General features: G+C 44.5%; 19 protein-coding genes and 2 tRNA genes. All 21 read right to left on the reverse strand.

Annotated elements, in window-relative coordinates:
* Window positions 1-8 precede the first annotated feature (8 nt).
* Window positions 9-305, reverse strand: coding sequence for a 50S ribosomal protein L23 (gene rplW / locus KS2013_RS10000; protein ID WP_068993311.1), 297 nt, complete (start codon window positions 303-305; stop codon window positions 9-11).
* Entirely contained in the window at window positions 302-904 is a 603-nt protein-coding gene (gene rplD / locus KS2013_RS10005) for a 50S ribosomal protein L4 (protein ID WP_068993313.1), read from the reverse strand. The genes rplW and rplD overlap by 4 nt, the downstream gene beginning before the upstream one ends.
* A 17-nt stretch (window positions 905-921) precedes the next feature.
* Window positions 922-1,554 carry a 50S ribosomal protein L3 gene (gene rplC, locus KS2013_RS10010; protein ID WP_068993316.1) on the reverse strand — a complete coding sequence of 211 codons (633 nt, stop codon included), beginning with the start codon at window positions 1,552-1,554 and terminating at the stop codon, window positions 922-924.
* Window positions 1,555-1,603: 49 nt separating this feature from the next.
* Window positions 1,604-1,915, reverse strand: a complete 312-nt coding sequence (gene rpsJ, locus KS2013_RS10015) for a 30S ribosomal protein S10 (protein WP_068993320.1) — start codon at window positions 1,913-1,915, stop codon at window positions 1,604-1,606.
* Window positions 1,916-2,207: 292 nt separating this feature from the next.
* Window positions 2,208-2,486 carry a GNAT family N-acetyltransferase gene (locus tag KS2013_RS10020; RefSeq protein WP_068993323.1) on the reverse strand — a complete coding sequence of 93 codons (279 nt, stop codon included), beginning with the start codon at window positions 2,484-2,486 and terminating at the stop codon, window positions 2,208-2,210.
* Window positions 2,487-2,518: 32 nt separating this feature from the next.
* Window positions 2,519-3,040 carry a peptide-methionine (S)-S-oxide reductase MsrA gene (gene msrA / locus KS2013_RS10025; RefSeq protein ID WP_068993326.1) on the reverse strand — a complete coding sequence of 174 codons (522 nt, stop codon included), beginning with the start codon at window positions 3,038-3,040 and terminating at the stop codon, window positions 2,519-2,521.
* 198 nt (window positions 3,041-3,238) lie between these two features.
* Window positions 3,239-4,429 carry an elongation factor Tu gene (gene tuf / locus KS2013_RS10030; RefSeq protein WP_068993330.1) on the reverse strand — a complete coding sequence of 397 codons (1,191 nt, stop codon included), beginning with the start codon at window positions 4,427-4,429 and terminating at the stop codon, window positions 3,239-3,241.
* 41 nt (window positions 4,430-4,470) lie between these two features.
* Window positions 4,471-6,570 carry an elongation factor G gene (fusA, locus tag KS2013_RS10035; RefSeq protein WP_068993333.1) on the reverse strand — a complete coding sequence of 700 codons (2,100 nt, stop codon included), beginning with the start codon at window positions 6,568-6,570 and terminating at the stop codon, window positions 4,471-4,473.
* A 15-nt stretch (window positions 6,571-6,585) separates the two neighbouring features.
* On the reverse strand, window positions 6,586-7,059 hold the full coding sequence (gene rpsG / locus KS2013_RS10040) for a 30S ribosomal protein S7 (RefSeq protein WP_068993335.1): 474 nt from the start codon (window positions 7,057-7,059) through the stop codon (window positions 6,586-6,588).
* Window positions 7,060-7,345: 286 nt separating this feature from the next.
* Window positions 7,346-7,720, reverse strand: coding sequence for a 30S ribosomal protein S12 (rpsL, locus tag KS2013_RS10045; RefSeq protein ID WP_068993338.1), 375 nt, complete (start codon window positions 7,718-7,720; stop codon window positions 7,346-7,348).
* A 153-nt stretch (window positions 7,721-7,873) separates the two neighbouring features.
* On the reverse strand, window positions 7,874-12,100 hold the full coding sequence (gene rpoC, locus KS2013_RS10050; RefSeq protein WP_068993341.1) for a DNA-directed RNA polymerase subunit beta': 4,227 nt from the start codon (window positions 12,098-12,100) through the stop codon (window positions 7,874-7,876).
* Between the two features lie 94 nt (window positions 12,101-12,194).
* Window positions 12,195-16,262 (reverse strand): DNA-directed RNA polymerase subunit beta, encoded by a 4,068-nt coding sequence (rpoB, locus tag KS2013_RS10055; protein WP_068993345.1) that lies wholly within the window; start codon window positions 16,260-16,262, stop codon window positions 12,195-12,197.
* A 169-nt stretch (window positions 16,263-16,431) separates the two neighbouring features.
* Window positions 16,432-16,809 (reverse strand): 50S ribosomal protein L7/L12, encoded by a 378-nt coding sequence (rplL, locus tag KS2013_RS10060; RefSeq protein ID WP_068993348.1) that lies wholly within the window; start codon window positions 16,807-16,809, stop codon window positions 16,432-16,434.
* A 78-nt stretch (window positions 16,810-16,887) separates the two neighbouring features.
* Window positions 16,888-17,418, reverse strand: coding sequence for a 50S ribosomal protein L10 (gene rplJ, locus KS2013_RS10065; RefSeq protein ID WP_068994534.1), 531 nt, complete (start codon window positions 17,416-17,418; stop codon window positions 16,888-16,890).
* 382 nt (window positions 17,419-17,800) lie between these two features.
* Window positions 17,801-18,496 carry a 50S ribosomal protein L1 gene (rplA, locus tag KS2013_RS10070; protein WP_068993352.1) on the reverse strand — a complete coding sequence of 232 codons (696 nt, stop codon included), beginning with the start codon at window positions 18,494-18,496 and terminating at the stop codon, window positions 17,801-17,803.
* Between the two features lie 4 nt (window positions 18,497-18,500).
* On the reverse strand, window positions 18,501-18,929 hold the full coding sequence (gene rplK, locus KS2013_RS10075) for a 50S ribosomal protein L11 (RefSeq protein WP_068993355.1): 429 nt from the start codon (window positions 18,927-18,929) through the stop codon (window positions 18,501-18,503).
* Window positions 18,930-19,045: 116 nt separating this feature from the next.
* Window positions 19,046-19,579 carry a transcription termination/antitermination protein NusG gene (gene nusG / locus KS2013_RS10080; protein WP_068993360.1) on the reverse strand — a complete coding sequence of 178 codons (534 nt, stop codon included), beginning with the start codon at window positions 19,577-19,579 and terminating at the stop codon, window positions 19,046-19,048.
* Window positions 19,580-19,589: 10 nt separating this feature from the next.
* The gene (gene secE, locus KS2013_RS10085; protein WP_068993363.1) at window positions 19,590-19,961 is read right to left on the reverse strand and encodes a preprotein translocase subunit SecE; all 372 of its coding nucleotides are present in this window, start codon (window positions 19,959-19,961) and stop codon (window positions 19,590-19,592) included.
* A gap of 65 nt (window positions 19,962-20,026) precedes the next feature.
* Window positions 20,027-20,102: transfer RNA gene (locus KS2013_RS10090), tRNA-Trp, on the reverse strand.
* 250 nt (window positions 20,103-20,352) lie between these two features.
* Window positions 20,353-21,543 carry an elongation factor Tu gene (tuf, locus tag KS2013_RS10095; protein ID WP_068993330.1) on the reverse strand — a complete coding sequence of 397 codons (1,191 nt, stop codon included), beginning with the start codon at window positions 21,541-21,543 and terminating at the stop codon, window positions 20,353-20,355.
* A gap of 139 nt (window positions 21,544-21,682) precedes the next feature.
* Window positions 21,683-21,758 (reverse strand) — tRNA-Thr (locus KS2013_RS10100).
* Between the last annotated feature and the right edge of the window lies 1 nt (window position 21,759).

Consider the following 21,759-nt stretch of genomic DNA (forward strand, 5'->3'; position numbering starts at 1 on the left):
TCTCCTTGTTACTCGCCGCCTACGAAGTCAAGGTCTTGACCAGGCTTCAATGAGACGTAAGCTTTTTTCCAGTTAGGACGACGGCCTTCTTGTAGACCAAAACGCTTACGTTTACCTTTCATGTTCAAAGTACGAACGCTTTCAACTTCAACTTCGAACAAAGTCTCTACAGCTTTCTTGATTTCACGCTTGTTAGCGTCTTTAGCTACTTTGAAAACGAATTGGTTGTCGTTTTCAGCCAAAATCGTCGCTTTTTCAGAAACGTGAGGCGCTAGAAGAACTTTTAAGATTCTCTCTTGGTTCATCCCAACATCTCCTCTACTTTCTTAACAGCCGCGACAGTCATCACAACCTTGTCAAAACCAATTAGGCTAACAGGGTCTAATGCTTGAACGTCACGAACGTCAACTTTATGTAAGTTGCGAGACGCCAAGAATAGGTTTTCGTCAACTTCATCAGTAACGATTAACGCTTCTTTAGCATCAAGCTCTTTCAATTTGCCAACCAGCTCTTTTGTTTTTGGAGCTGAAACTGCAAATTCTTCTACTACAATCAAGCGCTCTTGACGAACCAATTCACTAAGAATGCTTTGGATCGCACCGCGGTACATTTTGCGGTTTACTTTTTGAGTGTAGTCTTGTGGTTGCGCAGCGAAAGTTACACCACCTTTGCGCCATAATGGGCTACGGATAGTACCAGCACGGGCACGACCTGTACCTTTTTGACGCCATGGTTTTTTACCACCACCGCTTACAGCGCTACGGTTCTTCTGTGCACGAGTTCCGGCACGAGCAGCTGCCATGTAAGCAACTACTACTTGGTGAACTAATGACTCGTTAAATTCACGGCCAAAAGCTACTTCAGAAACCTTTATTGCGCCGCCAGATGTCAAACTAAGTTCCATAGTCAACTCCTCTTGGCCTAGGCTTTCTCAGCAGGATGTACGATTACATCACCGCCAGTAGCGCCTGGGACGGCACCTTTGATTAACAACAAATTGCGCTCAGCATCAACACGTACAACTTCTAAAGTTTGTACTGTTACGCGCTCAGCACCCATGTGGCCTGACATTTTCTTGCCTTTAAATACACGACCTGGTGTTTGGTTTTGACCAATTGAACCAGGAGCACGGTGTGCTAATGAGTTACCGTGTGTACTATCTTGACCACGGAAGTTCCAACGTTTGATCGCGCCAGCGTAACCTTTACCTTTAGAGGTACCAGTTACGTCAACTTTTTGACCTTCTTCGAAAACTTCAACTTTGACTTCACCGCCAACTTCGAAACCTTCCAAAGAGTCCACACGGAACTCCCACAAACCGCGACCAGCTTCAACGTTAGCTTTTTTAAAGTGACCAGCTTCTGCTTTACTGATACGGTTTGCCTTACGGCTTCCTGTAGTGACTTGAACCGCTTCATAACCGTCAACATCAGCTGTCTTAAGCTGAGTGATGCGATTTGGGTCGGCTTCTACTACGGTAACCGGGATAGACACGCCGTCTTCAGTGAAGACACGAGTCATACCTCGTTTTATACCTACTATTCCGATAGCCATGTTTTAAACCTCAACCGAAATGGTTATAACCTTGCTACTGATGTCTGCCTTAAGACAGGCTAATTTGAACATCAACACCAGCTGCCAAATCCAACTTCATCAAAGCGTCAACAGTTTTTTCTGTTGGCTCGATGATGTCCACTAAACGCTTGTGCGTACGAATTTCATACTGATCACGCGCATCTTTGTTGACGTGTGGTGACGTCAAGATGGTGTAACGCTCTTTACGTGTTGGTAAAGGGATAGGACCTTTTACCTGAGCACCAGTACGCTTAGCGGTGTTTACGATCTCTGAAGTCGATAAGTCAATCAACTTGTGATCAAACGCTTTCAATCTGATTCGAATACGTTGCTTTGCCATTGCAAAGAACTCCACTATATTAATTAAAAGAACATAAAAAACCGCTCCACCCTACTACTAACGAGGGGTGCGGTTACCAAACTTGTTTCAGACTCAAATCGAGCCTGTTGTTAGCAAAATCAATAACTTACTTTACACAAAAGTCTGAAATTGCTTCGCAAGAACAACCCTAATTGTGGCCGTTACGCCTACAAAGGGACGCGAATTATAGGGGATCCTATCCGTGTTTGCAAGCCTCTATGGCAATTAATTCCTTAATATTACGATAGCTTAGAAGAACCTTCATCCATTGCTACGCTGCTAAGTGCTGCCACTCGTCATGCTTAGATATATAGTGTTTAACATAAGAACATACTGGAACAATCTTGTACCCTTCCTGTTCAATTGCTTTTAATACAGCTTCCATCATCACTGAACCATACCCTTTACCACGTAATTCCTCGGGCACTTCGGAATGCACCAATTTCAAAATATCACCCTGCATTTCATAACTAACAACTGCTTTATGGTCGTCTTCTAGAGGTACAATAAAACGTTTATCCATAGGCTGATGAACGGCTTTGTATTTCATATACTCCCCTTTTTTACTTTTAACCCACTGATTTACTTTAACTTATCTGAGTGCTTTTGTCTTAGTTTCTGCAGTTTAGGCTCTATAACTGCCATACAGTAAGGCTGCATACCGTTATGCTCATAGTAATCCTGATGGTAATCCTCGGCGGGATAAAAATGTTCTACGGGCACTAACTCTGTTGCTAATCGCTTTTCATAAAGCTTACCAACGTCATTTATCACTGCTTCTGCTACTTTTCTTTGCTCTTCATCAGAGTACATTATTATTGAGCGATATTGGGTTCCTATATCAGCACCCTGCCCATCGACCTGTGTCGGATCATGGGTAGTGAAGAACACCTCTAGAAGGTCCTTATATGTCACAAGATTATCGTCAAATGTTACTTTTACCACCTCCGCGTGACCTGACTCTCCACTGCATACTTCACGATAGGTTGGGTTGGTACTATCACCTCCGGCATACCCAGAGACGACAGAATGAACTCCTTTTAAGCGCTGCATAACAGCTTCAATACACCAGAAGCAACCTCCACCTAAAATTGCCTGCCTCATTATATAAGCACCTTTGTATTGTAGTTAGGGTATTTCAAATCATAAGCCTTATGGCGTTAGCAATGAGTGAACATAATCACCCATGCTATTCCAACAACCCGACATAAACAATGGGCTATTTTTATAGCAGATAATAAAAAAGGGCACCGAAGTGCCCTTTTCTAAGCTAGATAGCTTATGTCGTACTAAAGTCCGAGATTACTCGTGGATTTTAGATACAACACCCGCACCTACTGTACGGCCACCTTCACGAATCGCGAAGCGTAAACCTTCGTCCATCGCAATCGGTGCAATTAGCTCAACATCCATCTTGATGTTGTCGCCTGGCATTACCATCTCTACGCCTTCAGGTAGCTCTACTGCACCCGTTACGTCTGTCGTACGGAAGTAGAACTGTGGACGGTAGCCTTTGAAGAATGGTGTATGACGACCACCTTCATCTTTAGATAGTACGTATACTTCTGCTTCGAAACGTGTGTGCGGAGTAATTGTACCTACGTGTGCCAATACCTGACCACGCTCTACTTCGTCACGCTTCGTACCACGTAGTAGTACACCTACGTTGTCACCAGCTTCACCCTGGTCTAGAAGCTTACGGAACATCTCTACGCCAGTTACTGTTGTCTTCGTAGTATCTTTGATACCTACGATTTCAATCTCTTCACCAACCTTAACAACACCACTCTCTACACGGCCTGTTACTACTGTACCACGACCTGAAATTGAGAATACGTCTTCGATTGGTAACAAGAATGGCTTGTCAATCGCACGCTCTGGCTCTGGAATGTAAGTATCTAGAGCTTCACCTAAAGCGATGATTGCTTCTTTACCCAACTTACCTTCATCACCTTCCAATGCTTTCAATGCTGAACCTTGGATGATTGGCGTGTCGTCGCCTGGGAACTCGTATTGATCTAGAAGTTCACGAACTTCCATCTCTACTAGCTCTAGCAACTCTTCGTCGTCTACCATGTCGCATTTGTTCAAGAATACAACAATCTTCGGTACACCTACCTGACGTGACAACAAGATGTGCTCACGCGTCTGTGGCATCGGGCCGTCTGCCGCTGATACTACTAGAATCGCACCATCCATCTGTGCAGCACCTGTGATCATGTTTTTAACATAGTCAGCGTGGCCTGGGCAGTCTACGTGTGCGTAGTGACGGCTTGGTGTTTCATATTCAACGTGCGAAGTCGCAATCGTGATACCACGCTCACGCTCTTCTGGAGCGTTATCGATATCTGCGAATGCCTGAGCTGCACCACCGTATTCTTTTGCTAATACAGTACAGATCGCTGCCGTTAAAGTCGTTTTACCGTGGTCAACGTGGCCAATTGTGCCCACGTTTACGTGCGGCTTGGTACGTTCAAATTTTTCTTTAGACATTGTTTAATTCCTCTAATCTATCTGGAACTTCAAATTTAAAATTAAGAATTCTTACTGATAACTTCTTCAGCAATGTTGTTTGGAGCTTCAGCGTAATGTGCGAACTCCATCGTAAAGCTTGCACGGCCTTGTGACAAACTACGAACGTCTGTCGCGTAACCAAACATTTCTGAAAGAGGTACTTCAGCATCAATAACTTTACCTGATGGGCTGTCATCCATACCTTTTACAAGGCCACGACGACGGTTAAGGTCACCCATAACGTCACCCATGTACTCTTCAGGAGTTACCACTTCAACTTTCATCATTGGCTCTAGCAATGCTGGATTCGCTGATGAAGCTGCATTTTTAACCGCTAAACTACCTGCGATTTTAAATGCCATCTCATTCGAGTCAACATCGTGGTAAGAACCATCATAAAGCGTCGCTTTAACGTCTAGCACTGGATAACCAGCGATAATACCGTTTTCAAGCTGCTCTTCGATACCTTTCTGTACAGCACCAATGTATTCTTTTGGTACTACACCACCAACGATTTCGTTTACGAACTCAAAGCCCGAGCCTGGCTCTTGTGGCTCAAGTTTAACCCAAACGTGACCATACTGACCGCGACCACCTGATTGACGTACGAATTTACCTTCGACTTCAACCGTGTTACGGATAGATTCACGGTAAGCTACCTGAGGTGCACCGATGTTAGCTTCAACTTTAAATTCACGCTTCATACGGTCAACAAGAATATCCAGGTGAAGCTCGCCCATACCAGAAATAATAGTCTGGCCTGATTCTTCGTCTGTGCGAACCTGGAACGATGGATCTTCCTGTGCCAATTTACCTAAAGCAATACCCATTTTTTCTTGGTCAGCTTTAGTTTTTGGCTCAACAGCAACCGAGATTACAGGATCTGGGAACTCCATACGCTCAAGGATAATTTTGTGTTCCAAGTCACATAAAGTATCACCAGTTGTTACGTCTTTAAGACCAACACCTGCAGCGATATCGCCTGCGCGAACTTCTTTAATCTCTTCACGGCTGTTTGAGTGCATCTGTACAATACGACCGATACGCTCTTTCTTCTCTTTAACCGAGTTATAAACATGGTCACCAGAGTTGATAACACCAGAATAAACACGGAAGAAAGTTAGAGTACCCACGAATGGGTCAGTTGCGATTTTGAATGCCAACGCTGCGAAAGGAGCATTGTCATCTGCTTCACGCAATTCAGTTTCTTCGTTTTCGATGTCCACTGTACCACGAATCGCTTTAACTTCTACTGGAGAAGGCATGTACTCAATAACTGCGTCCAATACCGCTTGAACACCCTTATTTTTAAATGCAGAACCACCGAATACTGGGATGATTTCGTTAGCTAGAGTACGCTCACGGATACCTTTCTTGATTTCTTCTTCAGAAAGTTCACCATTTTCAAGGTACTTTTCCATCATCTCTTCAGAAGATTCAGCTGCAGCTTCTACCATAAACTCACGCATTTCTTCGCACTGAGCTTGAAGGTCAGCAGGGATGTCTTCATAAGAGAAGGTCATACCCATATCTTCTTCATTCCAGATAACAGCTTTCATCTTAACCAGATCAACAACACCTTTGAACTCGTCTTCTGAGCCAATAGTCAATTGCATCGGAACTGGGTTAGCATTCAGCTTTGATTTCAACTGGTCAATAACCATTCCGTAATCAGCACCAGCACGGTCCATTTTGTTAACAAAGACCATACGTGGAACTTCATACTTGTTAGCCTGACGCCATACAGTTTCAGTCTGAGGCTGTACACCAGATGAACCACACAGTACAACTACCGCACCATCTAGTACACGTAATGAACGCTCTACCTCAATGGTAAAGTCAACGTGTCCAGGGGTGTCGATGATGTTAATACGGTGCTCGTCAAACTGCTGTTCCATACCACTCCAGAAAGTAGTAGTCGCAGCTGAGGTAATAGTAATACCACGTTCCTGCTCCTGCTCCATCCAGTCCATGGTCGCGGCGCCATCATGTACTTCACCGATCTTATGAGAAAGACCAGTGTAGAAAAGAATACGCTCTGTAGTCGTTGTTTTACCAGCGTCCACGTGCGCAACGATACCAAGGTTACGGTATCGTTTAATTGGGGTTTTACGTGCCACAATAAACTCCTTGGATTACCAACGGAAATGCGAGAAAGCTTTGTTAGCTTCAGCCATACGGTGAACGTCTTCACGTTTCTTCACAGCTGAGCCACGGCTTTCGATAGCATCAAGAATTTCACCAGCTAGACGCTCACGCATAGATTTTTCACTACGCTTACGAGCTGCGTCAGTCAACCAGCGCATGGCTAGTGCAGTCTGACGAGCAGGGCGAACTTCTACTGGTACCTGGTATGTTGAACCACCAACACGGCGAGACTTAACTTCCACCATTGGGCGGATGTTTTCCAAGCCTTTTTCAAACATTTCTAATGGTTCTTCACCTGATTTCTTTTCAGAGATGATATCCAACGCGCCATAAACGATTTTCTCTGCTACAGACTTTTTACCGTCAAGCATTAATACGTTGATGAACTTCGCTAGTAATTCACTTCCGAACTTAGGATCAGGAAGGATTTCGCGTTTTGCGACAACACGTCTTCTTGGCATGTCAATTTTTCCTCATGCATGTGTAACTTCAGGACGACCCAGAATAAGCTGTTACGACACTTATCTGGCCTTACTCACATAGTGAAATAGCCGATCGGACGATCAGCTACTAGACTATTCTCTCATTGTAACGCTTTAATATGTCAAACTAATTAAAGCGCTTGGTCTATTTAGCTAGACCTACTAAATTTCTATTGCAAGGCAATTGAATTTTTGTGAAGCGAAGTTGGCTTTGATTCCAACGAGTTGCTGAAACAAAAATTCAATTAACGCTGCAACTAGTAATTTAGCTTTTTGGCTTCTTAGCACCGTACTTCGAACGGCCTTGCTTACGGTCTTTAACACCAGCAAGGTCAAGCGAGCCACGTACACAGTGATAACGTACACCTGGCAAATCCTTTACACGACCGCCACGGATAAGTACAACACTGTGCTCTTGCAGGTTATGACCTTCACCGCCGATGTATGACGATACTTCATAACCGTTAGTTAAACGCACACGTGCAACCTTACGCAAAGCCGAGTTCGGCTTTTTAGGCGTTGTAGTATAAACACGCGTACATACACCACGTTTCTGTGGAGAAGCTTCCAACGCTGGAACGTTGGTCTTTTTTACCTGCTTAACGCGAGGTTTTCTTACAAGCTGATTAATAGTAGCCATTAATTCATTCTCTATATCTGGTTCACGCTTTATATAGCGTACCCTGTATACGGTTTACCGTAAGGACTTACATCTAGGGCGCGCTATTCTAAAGAGGTCCTAATACGTTGTCAAGCCTGCTCAATGATCAAGAATTGAACAGGCACAAGCACTTTAAGCCTCGTTATCTTCCATTGAGCTCAACTCTTCAGAAAGAGCTTGCTCAACATCATCTGCTGATGGACCTACAACATCTTCAATTTGTATTTCCGCAGCACGTTTGCGACGACGCTCTTCATGGTATGTCAAACCCGTACCTGCCGGGATCAAACGACCCACAATTACGTTCTCTTTCAAGCCATTCAAGTCATCAACCTTACCGCTCACAGCCGCTTCGGTAAGTACTCGAGTCGTTTCCTGGAATGACGCCGCTGAGATAAACGATTCTGTTGCTAAAGACGCTTTGGTAATACCCATCAAGACACGTTCGAACTTGATTGGCTCTTTACCTTCTTCAATCAACTTATCGTTTGCTTCAAGTACTCTAACAACTTCCATTTGATCACCTTTTAGGAAGCGAGAGTCACCTGCATCAGTAACAATACACTTACGCAACATCTGACGAATGACCACTTCAATGTGCTTATCGTTAATACCTACACCCTGTAGACGATAAACTTCCTGAACTTCATTCACGATGTAACGCGCAAGCTCTGTAATCCCTTTCAGGCGTAAAATATCGTGTGGATTATCTGCACCGTCAGATACAACCTCACCTTTCTCAACCTTCTCACCTTCGAAGATGTTCAGCTGACGCCATTTAGGAATTAACTCTTCGTAAGTATCGTCACTGTCTTGAGGAGTAATGACAAGACGACGCTTACCTTTTGTTTCTTTACCGAAGCTAACCGTACCTGAAATTTCAGCAAGAATTGCTGGCTCTTTCGGTTTACGAGCTTCAAACAGGTCAGCTACTCGTGGTAGACCACCCGTAATATCTTTTGTTTTAGAACTTTCCTGCGGAATACGTGCAATTGCATCACCAATGCTTACCTCTGCACCATCCTCCAGACTTACGATGGCATTGGTTGGTAAGAAGTAAACCGCTGGCATATCCGTACCCGGAATACACAGCTCTTTACCTTTGGTATCAACCAATTTAATCGCAGGCTTAACGTCAGCTGATTTGCTGCCTGAACGCTGCTTGTTCTCAGTAATAACAATTGAGCTCAAGCCAGTAAGTTCATCTGTCTGACGTTCAATGTTAACGCCTTCAATCATGTCAACGAACTGGATCTTACCGTCAAGCTCAGTAATGATTGGGTGAGTGTGTGGATCCCAGTTAGCAACGATGTCGCCACCTTTCGCCTCTTCACCTTCATTCTTAGCCAATACGGCACCGTAAGGTAGCTTATAGCGCTCACGCTCACGACCAAACTCGTCAATAACGTTCAATTCAGATGAACGAGATACGATAACCTGCTTGCCGTCTTTACGCTCAACAGTCTTAGCATTCTTCAGACGAAGAGTACCATCATTCTTAATCTGTACATTGTTGTCCGCAGAAGCACGAGACGCAGCACCACCAATGTGGAACGTACGCATCGTTAACTGTGTACCCGGCTCACCGATCGACTGTGCAGCGATAACACCAACAGACTCACCGTGGTTAATAATATGACCACGAGCCAGGTCACGACCATAACAGGCCGCACACACGCCATTTCGCGTTTCACAGGTAATCACAGAGCGAACCTTAACTTCATCTACAGAGTTATGCTCTAGAATCTCAACCCATTTCTCGTCAAGTAAAGTTCCTGCTTCAGCCAGAATCTCATCTGTACCTGGCACATATACGTGCTCAGCAACAACACGGCCCAATACTCGCTCACGCAATGGCTCTACAACATCACCACCCTCAATAAGAGGAGTCATGTACATACCGTTTTCAGTACCGCAGTCATCAGTCGTGATAACCATATCTTGCGCTACGTCTACCAGACGACGAGTCAGATAACCTGAGTTAGCAGTTTTCAATGCTGTATCGGCCAAACCTTTACGTGCACCGTGCGTCGAAATAAAGTACTGAGATACGTCTAGACCTTCTCGGAAGTTAGCCGTAATTGGCATCTCAATAATCGAGCCATCCGGTTTTGCCATCAGGCCACGCATACCAGCCAGCTGACGAATCTGTGCGGCACTACCACGAGCACCTGAATCGGCCATCATAAAGATTGAGTTGAACGAAGGCTGAGTCACTGTCTCACCGTCTTTTGTTTCAACCTCATCGTTACCGATGTGATCCATCATCGCTTTTGCAACTTTTTCGTTGGTATGCGACCAGATATCAACAACTTTATTATAACGCTCACCCTGAGTCACAAGACCTGAGTTGAACTGCTCTTGAATTTGTGCAACTTCGGCTTCTGCTGCTTCAATAATACCCGCTTTCATATCCGGGATAACCATATCTTCGATACCAACCGACGTACCAGAACGAGTCGAGTAGTAGAAACCGGTATACATTAATTGGTCAGCAAAAATAACTGTCGCTTTCAAACCACACTCACGGTAACAGGTGTTAACCATTCGTGAGATTGCTTTTTTCGTCATAGCCTGGTTAACCAGGTCAAAGCTAATGCCTTCTGGAACGATATCCCAAAGCAAAGCACGACCAACGGTTGTATCTTTAAGCTGCATTGATTCAGAGCGGTTATTCTCTTCGTCAAACTCAACCACAGGCAAACGAACTTTAATTTTTGTTTGTAACTCAACAACACCATTAGCATATGCTCTCTGAACTTCATCAGAGTCTGCAAATACCATGCCTTCGCCCTTAGCATTGATACGCTCACGCGTTAAATAGTAAAGGCCAAGAACCACGTCCTGCGTAGGCACGATAATTGGCTCACCATTTGCTGGTGAAAGGATGTTGTTAGTTGACATCATTAACGCTCGAGACTCTAGCTGAGCTTCAAGGGTTAATGGAACGTGGACCGCCATTTGGTCACCATCAAAGTCAGCGTTATATGCTGTACAAACGAGTGGGTGAAGCTGAATCGCTTTACCTTCAATTAGTACAGGTTCGAACGCCTGAATACCAAGACGGTGAAGTGTTGGTGCACGGTTCAGAAGAACTGGGTGCTCACGAATAACCTCTTCAAGGATATCCCAAACAATTGGTTCTTCACGTTCAACCATTTTCTTAGCTGCTTTAATAGTCGTAGCTAGACCACGTAACTCAAGCTTACTGTATATAAATGGTTTAAATAATTCCAATGCCATCTTCTTTGGAAGACCACACTGATGTAGTTTCAATGTTGGACCTACCACGATCACGGAACGACCTGAGTAGTCAACACGCTTACCAAGCAAGTTCTGACGGAAACGGCCTTGCTTACCTTTGATCATGTCTGCCAAAGATTTCAATGGACGCTTGTTAGAACCTGTAATAGCACGGCCACGACGACCATTATCAAGAAGCGCATCAACAGACTCCTGTAGCATACGCTTTTCGTTACGTACGATAATATCAGGAGCATTTAGATCCAATAAGCGCTTCAAACGGTTGTTACGGTTAATAACACGACGGTATAGATCGTTCAGATCTGAAGTCGCAAAACGGCCACCATCTAGCGGTACTAATGGACGTAAATCGGGTGGAAGTACCGGTAGTACGGTCATGATCATCCACTGAGGATCATTACCTGACTCCAGGAACGCTTCCAATAATTTAAGACGCTTACTTAGCTTCTTAATCTTTGTTTCAGAATTAGTCGAAGGAATTTCTTCTTCGCGAATTCGCTGAGCTTCTTCTTGTAAATCAATCTGGTCAAGAAGATCGCTGACTGCTTCGGCACCCATCTTAGCTTCGAAGTCATCACCAAATTCTTCCAACGCGTCAAGATAGCCTTCTTCGCTCAATAGCTGGCCAGTCTCAAGGGTTGTCATACCTGGATCAGTTACAACAAAAGCTTCGAAATACAACACACGCTCAATATCGCGTAGTGTCATATCCATCAGCATACCAATTCGGCTTGGTAGTGATTTCAAGAACCAGATGTGCGCGACAGGACAGGCTAGATCAATGTGCCCCATACGCTCACGACGTACTTTCGTAAGCGTTACTTCAACACCACATTTTTCACAGATAATACCGCGGTGCTTCAAACGCTTATATTTACCACATAAACATTCGTAATCTTTTACTGGGCCGAAAATCTTGGCACAGAATAAACCGTCACGTTCCGGTTTAAAGGTACGATAGTTAATTGTCTCTGGCTTTTTTACTTCGCCATAAGACCAAGAGCGGATTTGATCCGGTGATGCCAATCCAATTCGGATAGCATCAAACTCTTCGGATTGACTCTGCTGCTTAACTAGATTTAATAAGTCTTTCACAATCGTTCTCCTGCTGGAGTTAAAACCTTATCCTAAAAGCCTCGAAGTTCTAGCTTTGAACTCCGAGGCGATGGAGCTCTTTCTTGGCTATGCCTTACTCGTCATGCTCAAGTTCAATGTTAATGGCAAGAGACTTAATCTCTTTAGTTAATACATTGAACGACTCTGGCATGCCAGGCTCCATGCGATGGTTGCCATCAACGATGTTTTTGTACATACGCGTACGACCATTCACATCATCCGACTTAACTGTCAGCATCTCTTGAAGTGTATAAGCTGCACCATACGCCTCAAGTGCCCAAACTTCCATCTCACCGAAACGCTGACCACCGAATTGAGCTTTACCACCCAATGGTTGCTGCGTTACCAGACTGTACGAACCTGTTGAACGAGCATGCATCTTATCGTCAATCAAGTGGTTCAATTTCAGCATGTACATGTAACCTACTGTCACCGGGCGCTCAAACTTATCGCCAGTTCGGCCATCATACAACCATGTCTGACCGGTCTTTGGTAGTTCAGCCAGGTCATACATCGCATGAATATCAGCCTCGGTAGCACCATCAAATACTGGCGTTGCCATTGGTACACCGTTACGAAGGTTACCTGCCATGGTCATAACTTCTTCATCAGACATTTCTGATAAATCGACAGTCTTATCATCGCGGTGGTTATAAACTTTGTTCAAGAAAGTTTTAACTGTTTTTGGTGCTTTCCCAGTGTCTAACAGCTCACCGATTTTCTCACCAACACCTTTAGCAGCCCAACCCAGATGAGTTTCCAGAATCTGACCGATGTTCATACGAGAAGGTACACCCAGTGGATTCAAGACGATATCTACTGGTACACCATGTTCGTCATATGGCATATCTTCCACTGGAACAATGTTCGAAATAACACCTTTGTTACCGTGACGTCCCGCCATTTTGTCACCAGGCTGGATACGGCGCTTAACTGCCAGATAGACCTTAACGATCTTCTGAACACCAGGCTGTAAATCATCACCTTGAGTGATTTTGATTTTTTGGATATCAAATTTCTTATCGTACTCTTTACGCTGTTCTGCAAGGTAGTTAGCCAGGCTTTCTAGTGCCTGCTGTTTTTCCTCAACGCGTAATTGGATATCCAGATACTGACTCGGCTCAAGTTCATCAAGGTAATCAACAGTTACTTTGCTACCTTTCTTCAGCTTGTTAGGGCCTTTTTCAGCAACACAGCCTGTTACCAGGTTACGTGCACGCTGGTAGATACTTTCTGACAGAATACGGAATTCGTCATTGATATCTTTCTTGGCGCGAGCAACTTCGCTGTTTTCAATTTCTTTAGCACGAGCATCTTTTTCTACGCCATCACGGGTAAATACCTGTACGTCGATAACGGTACCGTAAGTAGATGTACCAACACGTAGTGAAGTATCTTTAACGTCTGACGCTTTTTCACCGAAGATTGCTCTCAAAAGTTTCTCTTCAGGTGTTAACTGTGTTTCACCTTTTGGCGTTACCTTACCAACCAGAATATCACCAGGTTTAACTTCAGCGCCGATGTAAACAATACCTGACTCGTCAAGGTTGCTCAGTGCACTTTCACCTACGTTCGGGATATCAGAAGTAATTTCTTCTGGACCTAACTTGGTATCACGAGAGATACAGGTTAATTCCTGAATATGGATACTGGTTAATCGATCTTCCTTAACCACGTTCTCAGAAATTAGAATCGAATCCTCGAAGTTGTAACCGTTCCAAGGCATGAACGCTACACGCATATTCTGGCCAAGTGCCAACTCACCTAAATCGGTAGAAGGACCATCAGCCAATACATCACCACGTTCAATCACGTCACCTTGCTTAACGATAGGTCGCTGGTTAATACAAGTGTTCTGGTTAGAACGCGTGTATTTTGTAAAGTTGTAGATATCTACACCAGAATCGTTATCACCCACTTCATCTTCATTGACGCGGATAACTACACGGCTAGCGTCTACCTGGTCAACAATACCGCCACGCTTAGCAGCTACGACAACACCAGAATCCACTGCTACTGCACGCTCCATGCCTGTACCAACCAGTGGTTTTTCAGCACGAAGTGTAGGAACCGCCTGACGTTGCATGTTAGAGCCCATCAATGCACGGTTCGCATCGTCGTGCTCAAGGAATGGAATCATACTTGCCGCAACAGAAACGATCTGCTGTGGCGATACATCCATATACTCAACCTGTTCAGGGGTCGCCAGCATAAACTCACCCTGATTACGAGAAGGCACTAGTTCATCACTGAATTTACCGTTCTTATCAAGGTTGGCGTTTGCCTGAGCAATGATGTATTTACCTTCATCAATTGCAGATAGATAGTCAACATCGCCAGTAGGCTTACCATCTTTTACACGACGGTATGGGGTTTCAAGGAAACCATAGTCATTCGTGCGTGCGTAACATGCCAGCGAGTTAATCAAACCAATGTTTGGACCCTCTGGAGTCTCAATAGGACAGACACGACCATAGTGAGTCGGGTGTACGTCTCGAACCTCGAAACCTGCACGTTCACGTGTTAGACCGCCAGGACCTAACGCCGATACACGACGCTTATGAGTCACTTCTGATAGCGGGTTGTTTTGATCCATAAACTGTGACAGCTGGCTAGAGCCAAAGAATTCTTTAACTGCAGCAGATACAGGTTTTGCGTTGATCAAATCCTGAGGCATCAAGTTTTCGCTTTCAGCTTGCGACAAACGTTCTTTTACCGCACGCTCAACACGAACCAGACCCACACGGAACTGGTTTTCTGCCATTTCACCTACGCAACGAATACGGCGGTTACCCAAGTGGTCAATATCATCTACAGTACCATTACCGTTTCGGATATCGATCAATGTTTTCATAACATCAATGATGTCTTCATTCGATAATGTACCTTCACCTTCGATTTCATCACGACCAACACGACGGTTGAACTTCATTCGACCAACGCGAGATAAGTCGTAACGCTCCTGGTTGAAGAATAAGTTGTCGAACAAACCTTCAGCGGCTTCTTGCGTTGGCGGCTCGCCAGGACGCATCATGCGATAAATTTCAACTTTCGCTTCGAGTGCTGTTTTGGTTGAGTCTGAACGCAAGGTATCTGACATGTACGGGCCGTGATCCAGATCGTTGGTATACAATGTAGGAACGTCCGTAACATTTGCATCAATTAATGCTTCTAAAAGTTCTTCAGTAATTTCTGCATTTGCTTCTGCAATTACTTCACCAGAATCTTTATCAATGATGTCAGTTGCCAAGGCACGACCATAGATGTACTCGGTTGGCACATCTAATTTTTTCACACCGGCATCTTCAAGTTTCGTGATATGACGCGGTGTAATACGGCGACCTTCTTCAACAACAACTTTACCTTTTGCTTTAATATCAAAAGTAGCTGTTTCACCACGTAAACGAGACGGCACGAGCTCAAGCTGGATGCCACCATCTTTAGTGATATAGAAGTTATTTCGCTCGAAGAACATATCCAGCATATCTTGCGTAGAGTATTCCAAAGCACGCAAGATAATCGATGCTGGTAATTTACGGCGACGGTCGATTCGCACGTAAAGCATATCTTTAGGATCGAACTCAAAGTCCAACCATGAACCACGGTAAGGAATCACTCGCGCCTGGTACAACAACTTACCAGAGCTGTGAGTTTTACCTCGATCTGAGTCGAAGAACACACCCGGACTACGGTGTAACTGAGAAACAATAACACGTTCCGTACCGTTAATGACGAAAGTACCATTCTCTGTCATTAATGGTAGTTCACCCATGAACACTTCCTGTTCACGAATGTCTTTAACCTTTTTCGTCTTAGAATCTTTATCGTAGATTACTAATCGAATTTTCACGCGAAGTGGCGCAGAGTAAGTAATGCCTCGTATTTGGCATTCCTTAACATTGAATACTGGCTCTCCCATTGAGTAACTAACGTACTCCAGAGCAGCATTACCTGAATAACTTTCGATAGGGAAGATTGATTTGAACGCTGCGTCCAAACCAGAATCGTTATCGCCTTTTGGCTCAAGGAATTCACGGTATGAATCCAATTGAATTGCCAACAGATAAGGCACATCGAGAATCTTTGAACGTCGACCAAAATCCTTGCGGATTCGTTTTTTCTCAGTGTAAGAATATGCCATTTGGGTTCCTCGGCTCGCTAACTTTTAACTCGTTTTCGTTGCCTCTCATGAGACAAAAAAGTGGCTCACGCCACGTACCGTTTTTTAACGGCAAAAAGGCCGGTGACAATGTCACCAGCCATTTTGGATCATTTGCTTTCGCTAATTGATACCAAGTAATAACGTGTTATTACTTAACTTCAACTTCTGCGCCAGCTTCTTCCAATTGCTTCTTAACGTCTTCAGCTTCGTCTTTCTCAACGCCTTCTTTAACAGCAACAGGAGCGCCTTCAACCATTTCTTTAGCTTCTTTCAAGCCAAGACCAGTGATGCCGCGGATAGCTTTAATTACAGCTACTTTGTTACCGCCGAAGCTTTTCATTACTACGTCAAATTCAGTCTGCTCAGCAGCTGCTGCAGCGTCGCCGCCTGCTGCTGGACCAGCTACTGCTACTGCAGCTGCAGCTGATACGCCGAATTTTTCTTCCATTGCTTCAACAAGTTCAACAACGTCCATTACGCTCATTTCAGCAATAGCGTTTAAGATATCATCTTTAGATAGAGCCATTTTCAGTCTCCTGGGTATTTAATTTCAATAATAAATAAAAATTTAAACTACGATCTAACAGTATTCGTAGTGAAAATATTAAGCTGCTTCTTGCTTCTGATCGCGAACAGCTGCAACAGCACGAGTAACTTTGCTTGGTACTTCGTTGAAAGTACGAGCAAGTTTCGTGATAGGAGCAATCATCACGCTCATTAGCGACGCAAGCGCTTCGTCTCTTGTTGGTAATGCTGCGATAGCGTCTAGACGCTCAGGGCCGTGCATTTCACCAGCAATTGACAAACCAGTTACTTCTAGTAGTTCATTCTCTTTTGCGAAGTCTTTAAAAAGACGCGCAGCCGCACCAGGTGCGTCAATTGAGAATGCATAAACTAGAGGACCAGTCAGTGCATCTTGCATACAAGCGAACTCTGTATCTTCAACAGCGCGACGAGCAAGCGTGTTACGGATAACACGTACATAAACATTGCTTTCACGTGCTTTTACGCGAAGCGCAGTCATTTGCTCTACTGTTAAACCGCGGTACTCAGCAACAACGGCTGAAAGGGCATTTTTTGCTACTTCGTTAACCTCAGTAACAATCGCCTTTTTGCCTTCTAGTCCAAGTGCCACTAGTTCACCTCCGATTGTTTCAAACCTCACCGAAGTTTGGCTTGAGTTACAGTTTTGATAAGGCAAGCCTTATCCTTTGAGTCACGGTGAACGAATCCACTATAAAAGTTTCATCAGGTCTCACCGTCTGCGTAGGCCAACTGACTTAAAGAAGTCATTGTGATTAAACCAGTTCATCGTTGTCCTTTAGCCTTGCGACCAAAGCTGACGACTCACCAGTGCCTACGGTCTTTGACGGTTCCCTGAATTACTTTTAAAACCCAGGAAACCCAAAGCCTTGTTATCGAAGCGGATATTCCGATTCGAGCATGTTTAAGCTAATCCTTGCTTAAACAGAATATGTACAATACGTCTGTACAACCCAGCCCGAGGGCTGTATCAATTAGTCTTTCAGGCTAATTGTTGATTTGTCTACAGTCAGACCAGGACCCATAGTTGAAGATAGTGAAATCTTCTTCATATAAGTACCTTTTGACGATGCTGGCTTAGCTTTTTTCAAAGCCATCAGCAATGAAGTCAAGTTTTGCTCTAACTGCTCAGCAGAGAAGCTTGCTTTACCAATTGCAGCGTGAACGATACCGTTCTTATCTGCACGGTATTGAACCTGACCCGCTTTAGCATTTTTAACTGCAGTTGCCACGTCTGGAGTTACTGTGCCAACTTTTGGGTTAGGCATAAGACCTTTTGGTCCTAGAATCTGACCTAACTGACCAACCACACGCATTGCGTCTGGGCTAGCAATTACAACGTCAAAGTCCATGTTGCCTTTCTTCACTTCTTCAGCAAGGTCTTCCATACCAACTACGTCTGCACCAGCTTCTTTAGCGGCATCAGCGTTTGATGTAAATACTGCAACGCGGACGTCTTTACCCGTACCGTTCGGAAGTACTGTTGCGCCACGAACAACCTGATCAGATTTACGTGGGTCAATACCAAGATTAACTGCAACTTCAAGACTTTCGTCAAATTTAACGTTAGAAACGTCTTTCAACAACTCAATAGCTTCTGCTGCAGAGAATACTGTGCGCTCACCAATTTTTTCGTTGATTGCGCGGATACGTTTACTTAATTTAGCCATCGTCTTACACCTCCGCGTCAACGCCCATAGAGCGCGCTGTACCAGCAATTGTACGAACCGCAGCATCCATATCGGCTGCTGTTAAATCAGGCTCTTTCATTTTTGCAATTTCTTCTAATTGCTCACGAGTGATTTTGCCCACTTTCTTAGTGTTAGGCGTACCACTACCAGACTTAATACCGATTGCCTTAAGAATTAAAACTGCCGCTGGAGGAGTTTTAGTAACGAACGTAAAGCTACGGTCGTTATAAACTGTGATAACAACAGGAATAGGTAGACCTTTCTCTACTTTCTCTGTTTCTGCGTTGAACGCTTTACAGAATTCCATGATGTTCACACCATGTTGACCTAAAGCAGGACCAACTGGTGGACTTGGGTTTGCCATTCCGGCACCAACTTGTAGCTTAATATAAGCTTCGACTTTCTTAGCCATGTTTCACCTCAATATGGGTCCAAGCGCTATTTCTAGCTCCCCGTTTTGCAAAGACAAAAAAGCGCTCCCCGTATTGATTGCTCAAACAGAGATCGCTTTATGTTTAATTTTGTTGCCTAGCCTTTTTCGACCTGGCTAAACTCTAATTCTACAGGAGTTGAGCGTCCAAAGATAGACACAGATACCTGTAAACGGCTTTTTTCGTAGTTAACCGACTCTACAACGCCGTTAAAGTCAGCGAATGGGCCGTCGATCACTCGCACCATCTCACCCGCTTCAAATAATACTTTCGGTTTAGGCTTATCACCACTATCTTCAATTCGGTTTAAGATAGCATCCGCTTCTTTCTTTGAGATTGGAGCTGGGCGGTCTGATGTACCACCGATAAAGCCCATAACACGAGGCGTATTACGCACTACCTGCCATGATTCTTCATTCATTTCCATCTCAACTAAAACGTAACCGGGGAAGAATTTGCGTTCGCTTTTACGCTTTTGACCCGCACGCATTTCAACAACTTCTTCCGTCGGCACTAGAATTTCGCCAAACATATCTTGCAAACCAGCAAGCTCAATCCGCTCCTGGAGCATATGTTTTACTTTATTCTCATAGCCTGAAAAGGCTTGAACTACGTACCAGCGTAATGCCATGTGACGTCTCCTAACCCAAGATTGGCTGTATTATAAAGCTATTGATGATCCAATCCAACAACCATAAGAAAGCACCCAAGATGATAATCATGATAATAACCACGATTGTCATACGAGTTGTTTCATTAGTCTTTGGCCAGATTACCTTACGTAGCTCGGTGCGTGCGCCTTTTACAAACTGCCAAAAAGCCTTACCTTTAGCTGTCATCATTGCTGTTGCAATTGCTAATACAACTGTAGCGACAACGATACCAGCACGAATCAAGATTGACTGTTCAGTAAGAACATTAAACGCGTAAACGCCCGCCACCAGCAGACCTATCGCGATTATCCACTTCACAAAATCAAATTTCGATGCTTCTGTGTTTGCCTGTGCACTCATGAAATAAACCTTTATCAACAGCCACTTAGCTTATGCTTGGCGTTATCCGCCATTGAGGAAAGAAGTGGCAGGCCAGGAGGGACTCGAACCCCCAACTTTCGGTTTTGGAGACCGACGCTCTACCAATTGAACTACTGGCCTTTAAACTGATTCTCTAAAATAAGGCCGTGAATTATACAATGTCTCACTTGAATTGCAATTCTTTCTTGGCAATTTCTATGAAGAAAGTTGCTATATCAAAAAGTGTATAAAAAACGGTACGTTAGCGCATAAATCTTATACGTCTTTGTTCATGCGTCAGTACCCTCTCAGTTTCCGGGGTACTCATTAAAAAGGGCACCGAAGTGCCCTTTTCTAAGCTAGATAGCTTATGTCGTACTAAAGTCCGAGATTACTCGTGGATTTTAGATACAACACCCGCACCTACTGTACGGCCACCTTCACGAATCGCGAAGCGTAAACCTTCGTCCATCGCAATCGGTGCAATTAGCTCAACATCCATCTTGATGTTGTCGCCTGGCATTACCATCTCTACGCCTTCAGGTAGCTCTACTGCACCCGTTACGTCTGTCGTACGGAAGTAGAACTGTGGACGGTAGCCTTTGAAGAATGGTGTATGACGACCACCTTCATCTTTAGATAGTACGTATACTTCTGCTTCGAAACGTGTGTGCGGAGTAATTGTACCTACGTGTGCCAATACCTGACCACGCTCTACTTCGTCACGCTTCGTACCACGTAGTAGTACACCTACGTTGTCACCAGCTTCACCCTGGTCTAGAAGCTTACGGAACATCTCTACGCCAGTTACTGTTGTCTTCGTAGTATCTTTGATACCTACGATTTCAATCTCTTCACCAACCTTAACAACACCACTCTCTACACGGCCTGTTACTACTGTACCACGACCTGAAATTGAGAATACGTCTTCGATTGGTAACAAGAATGGCTTGTCAATCGCACGCTCTGGCTCTGGAATGTAAGTATCTAGAGCTTCACCTAAAGCGATGATTGCTTCTTTACCCAACTTACCTTCGTCACCTTCCAATGCTTTCAATGCTGAACCTTGGATGATTGGCGTGTCGTCGCCTGGGAACTCGTATTGATCTAGAAGTTCACGAACTTCCATCTCTACTAGCTCTAGCAACTCTTCGTCGTCTACCATGTCGCATTTGTTCAAGAATACAACAATCTTCGGTACACCTACCTGACGTGACAACAAGATGTGCTCACGAGTCTGTGGCATCGGGCCGTCTGCCGCTGATACTACTAGAATCGCACCATCCATCTGTGCAGCACCTGTGATCATGTTTTTAACATAGTCAGCGTGGCCTGGGCAGTCTACGTGTGCGTAGTGACGGCTTGGTGTTTCATATTCAACGTGCGAAGTCGCAATCGTGATACCACGCTCACGCTCTTCTGGAGCGTTATCGATATCTGCGAATGCCTGAGCTGCACCACCGTATTCTTTTGCTAATACAGTACAGATCGCTGCCGTTAGTGTAGTTTTACCGTGGTCAACGTGGCCAATTGTGCCCACGTTAACGTGCGGCTTGGTACGTTCAAATTTTTCTTTAGACATCTAAAGCCTCCCGGAATTTCCGCGTTTTAAGTTCCAATATTAAAACGGGTGTCACCGGGTTGTACGCCACATTTAACCACGTACTAGCACCCTTGCACCCTAATTGCTGCCGAACATACGAAAGCTTATTCGACAAACCTGGTGCCGATAAGCAGATTTGAACTGCTGACCTCTCCCTTACCAAGGGAGTGCTCTACCTACTGAGCTATATCGGCA

Source organism: Kangiella sediminilitoris (genome assembly GCF_001708405.1).
GTDB lineage: Bacteria > Pseudomonadota > Gammaproteobacteria > Enterobacterales > Kangiellaceae > Kangiella > Kangiella sediminilitoris.